4 protein-coding genes and 1 pseudogene are annotated in these 4,007 nt (G+C 34.3%); all 5 read right to left on the bottom strand.

Features of this window, described 5'->3' with window-relative positions:
- Positions 1–413: 413 nt before the first annotated feature.
- Positions 414–800, bottom strand: coding sequence for a hypothetical protein (locus DXN04_RS34290; protein ID WP_116857927.1), 387 nt, complete (start codon positions 798–800; stop codon positions 414–416).
- Positions 772–1,308 carry a hypothetical protein gene (locus DXN04_RS34285; protein WP_116857926.1) on the bottom strand — a complete coding sequence of 179 codons (537 nt, stop codon included), beginning with the start codon at positions 1,306–1,308 and terminating at the stop codon, positions 772–774. Before DXN04_RS34285 ends, DXN04_RS34290 begins: the two co-directional genes overlap by 29 nt.
- A 70-nt stretch (positions 1,309–1,378) precedes the next feature.
- Positions 1,379–2,170 (bottom strand): annotated as a pseudogene (locus DXN04_RS34280) (transposase); the annotation flags it as partial.
- 276 nt (positions 2,171–2,446) lie between these two features.
- Entirely contained in the window at positions 2,447–2,893 is a 447-nt protein-coding gene (locus tag DXN04_RS34275; protein WP_116857924.1) for an SMI1/KNR4 family protein, read from the bottom strand.
- Between the two features lie 7 nt (positions 2,894–2,900).
- The coding region (locus tag DXN04_RS34270; protein WP_317128904.1) for an RHS repeat domain-containing protein at positions 2,901–4,007 on the bottom strand (1,107 nt) is incomplete at its 5' end.

The following is a 4,007-nucleotide window of genomic DNA, read 5'->3' as shown; positions in this document are numbered from 1 at the left end:
GTTTCCTGCCATGAGGAAGAACAACATAAATGTAAAGTGATTTCAACTTGTTATTTAACAGTTGCGACTGGGAATAAGCATGTATAGGTTTACTTGCAGCTGTAATGGGCCTGAATGATTTTTAATGGGTAAAAATTTTGACATAGCTTTTTTTATTTGGATTAAAAACGGGTATAGGCAATTCACAGACAGAAAATGTTAAAATAGGTAAGACTGAAAGAATACAAAGTACTCAGCCCCAGACAACTAACTCCTGCATTAGCAGCTATTTCATCTGCACTGAGTAACTTTTTGTAAAAACGCAGGTCTTCCTTTAGATTGCTTCTTACGAAGAGCACTCTTTCCATTGGTTAACGCTTCCTAGTATCAAGGTACGTTCGGGGCTTTTAACCTGGAATTTGCAATTTATGTATTTATTCAGTATTACTAAATGTACAATTGTTCATTAAACTATCCAGGACAGATTTATCATATTCTAAAGATATAGGCTTGTCGGGATCAGAAGTGATATTTGTTAATTTTTTTCCTTTTAAATCCAAGTGAAGCCAACCGACGGTCAAATTATTACCTTCTTCACTGCTCACTTTTATTGTAACGATACTATCTTTTACATCATCAACTGACACAATAAGTAAATTCTTTTGAAATGGAGATTTAAAAGAACTTTTTTGAAAAAAACGATTCAACAATTGATTACAATCCTCTAATCCATATGGTTTATCACCATCAGTAGAGACAACTCTGTTGCGAGACGCTTGACTTAAAGATAAACTAAATTCCAAATTGTTTACTAATAGCATTTTTCCATTCAATAAACAACCCTGTATTACTAATTGATGGACAAAGTTTATCAATTAAAAAAACAACCTGGGAATAGAATATAAACAAATCCAGATTTAATGCAAGTAGAGAATTTTCTGTATGAAAGGTATTTAAAGTTGTGCTATTATCTACGAAATGAAATTTATAAGACTCATGATTTATTTTTTCAAAATCGATGTGGTAACTAATTCCCTGTTCGTAAAATTCAACTTCGCATTTTTCTGCACCGTTTCCATTACAAAAAGAAACCATATCGAGAAGTGAATCAAGAAAAATTGACAATTCACAATCCCAGGTAGGATAAATGATACCATTTATCTGTAAGATAAAATGGATTTTATTTTCATATAGAACATCAGATAAATCCCGAAATACAGAATCTACTGTTTCCAATTCTTGATCATATTCAAATTCAGAATTATTAATCACTATATTCTCAAAATTATTCTGAGATTTTAAAAAAAAAAGAAAATTTCCACTTGACATTATCTAAGTTTTATTTTATAGGATATCCTGGTCTTATTAGGAATGGTTCTTTATTTGGAGTTAAGATAATTTAAGCACGATTCACAACTTCTCTCGTCTTATCCTGATATATTACCTCTCCTAATCCATCTGGAATATTCACAATATTCTCTCCAGGCTTCAATGTATTAAATATCCTCTTAATAAAAGCCGCTGCTTTTTCGTCATTTAACCATCTACCAATTGGCATTTTGTCTTGCCTTGATCTTGATCTATCTGCCATACTTTCGACAGATCTTTTTTGTCCGTGTTCAATAAAAGTATGTCCAAATGTTTTGCTTGATTTGCTTGACCAGTTAGGCTCACCATTATTAGCATTACTTTTAGGTTTTTGGGATTTCGCAAAATAAACGGGGTGAATTTGAATATTTAGTTTGATGTTCAAGGATAAAACTCCTTGCTCCGGTAAAGTAAAATCATTGGTTATATAAATGTATCTTTTTCCATCTCTGGTTTTATAAACGACCCGTCGCAGCTTTAGCCGTTCAGTCTCAGTTCTATTTGTTTTAATGCCTACTGTAATATGTTGTTCTTTTATAACCCCAATGGCTTGCTTTTGCTTTGTTTTATCCACCAGAACTTTGGTCACATGAAATACAGCATTATCTTTCATCCGGCTAACGAACCACACCTTTTGAGTGGTCCATTTGGCGAAATGGCGATATGTATTATATGCCTTATCAAAAACTATCCAACTACCTTCCTTCAACTTCAGGTGATAAAGGAACTTACGGTCATATTCTTTGGCAGGCGTAATCCTGACAAACTCTGTAACTCCACTAAATGCGTCCATTAGGATATGTACTTTGATGCCTCCTTTTTTCCGGGAACCATCGGTTACGGCCTACCCCTTGTAGTATCTCAATGAACAATGAAATCGTTGTACTATCAATGATTTTCAGATTCCGGATACTTAACCCTTTCAGTCGGCTGTCCGGTATAAATGAATGATACTTCTTCAGTAATCCATAATAAATCGTTTCAAAGACCAGGTAGTTTCGATTGGTATTGGCATCCGAAAGGGTACTTCTCGCTGGAGCCTTGTCAAGAGTGTTTTAAGATAATAAAATGAACGGTTATAAGCGCCAACAATTTACCCTTATTCATAAGCATCTAAACCAATCATAGTTAAAGAGTCTTTCAGAAGGCCACAAAGTAAATTCTTCATCGAATCAGCCACTTCTACAATCATATTATTTGCTATACTCAATGCAAAATATTTTGTTGTATTCATATCTAACAACCAATAGATTGCCTGAAATCCGTAATCTCCAATTACAAAACAATCCATATTAAACTCATTTTCACTACTGATGAAATTATATTCCTTTAACTTCTTTACTTCTTTCAATGGATATAAATATACCATATCGTTAGAATTATAATAGCCGTTTAGTTCCAAATAAAAAGCTCTAAGATCAACAGGTAGCTTATCTCTATAAATGCTTTCAAAAGTTTCCAGCTCGTGCTCACTAGCAATTGAATTGCTTTCAAACTCTTTTTCACCGACTTTTTCAATCATAATTTTTCTTTCTATTTCAAACATTTTTGATCTATTTTTTATTTTTCAAACTATTTACACGAACGCTTTGTGAATAATCTGGTATTTCTTGTCCATATTTTATCAATGTTTTGTTTAATGCATCTCTTGCCTCAGGAACCTGATCTAGAAATCTCATTCTCCCTAATTTTGATTGCGCGTTCATAAAGGCTCTAAGCCCAGCTTCTGGCCTATCATTTATAGTTTTTAAAATTAACCGAATATTTTCACTTAATTTTAGCCTTTCGTCAAACGTTAATATTTTATTGGCTGGTGCCTGATCTAATACCTCGTTAAAATTGAAACCCTTAAGCGATGTGATCTCCTTATCTAATTGAAATGTGATCTTCCCCGCATTTTCAGCAGCACCTTCCTCGGAACCCAAAGAAAATCCTGCCTTTACCAAACGTGGTCTTCCTGCCGGAAGCTCTGGAACACTGAAATCCATTTTACCAATAGCCATTCCTACTGCAAATGTTGAGGCAACCTCCCATTGCTCTGCACTAGCCAGTTGGTATCCTACATCCTTAACTTGTTGTTTCCAAGGGGTTTGAGTATGATAGGTATAAGTGCTTTTTGCTGTTTCTTTAACATTTTTCGCTAATTCCTGAAACTCAGACTTTGTTTGGTTAGCTATCACGCTAGGGTGAAAAATATTATCTCCAACATACGTAGCTGTATTAACAAGGTCAATCCCCAAGTTCAATATATTTATACCTCCATTATCAATGACACTTATTACATTTAATGCAATATTATCTCCATACTTAAATTTATTAATATTCGGAATACCAATCTCCAGACCATCTATATCAACAAACATTATTGGCTTATTACCAGCAAACTGATAAGGTGAATAATAGGAATAATGACTGGTAAGAGGATCTATCGACAGAAACTTCGCCACCCTTGGATCATAGATCCTCATTCCATAATCCTGCTCATTCCCTTCACCCTTCACCTCATTATCATTCTCCTTCCCATTAAACCCATACCTATACCCCTTCGCAACTATACCATAACTTATTCCACTTTCAGTCCCAGGATCCGCACTCGTCTGATCTACAAAAAGCGTCGTAAACTCATCTGCTGTTCCACTTGAAAACTCCCCTTCAAAATT

It is taken from the genome of Chitinophaga silvisoli (assembly GCF_003412465.1).
Lineage (GTDB): Bacteria > Bacteroidota > Bacteroidia > Chitinophagales > Chitinophagaceae > Chitinophaga > Chitinophaga silvisoli.
This window is presented reverse-complemented; position numbering and strand designations above follow the sequence as displayed.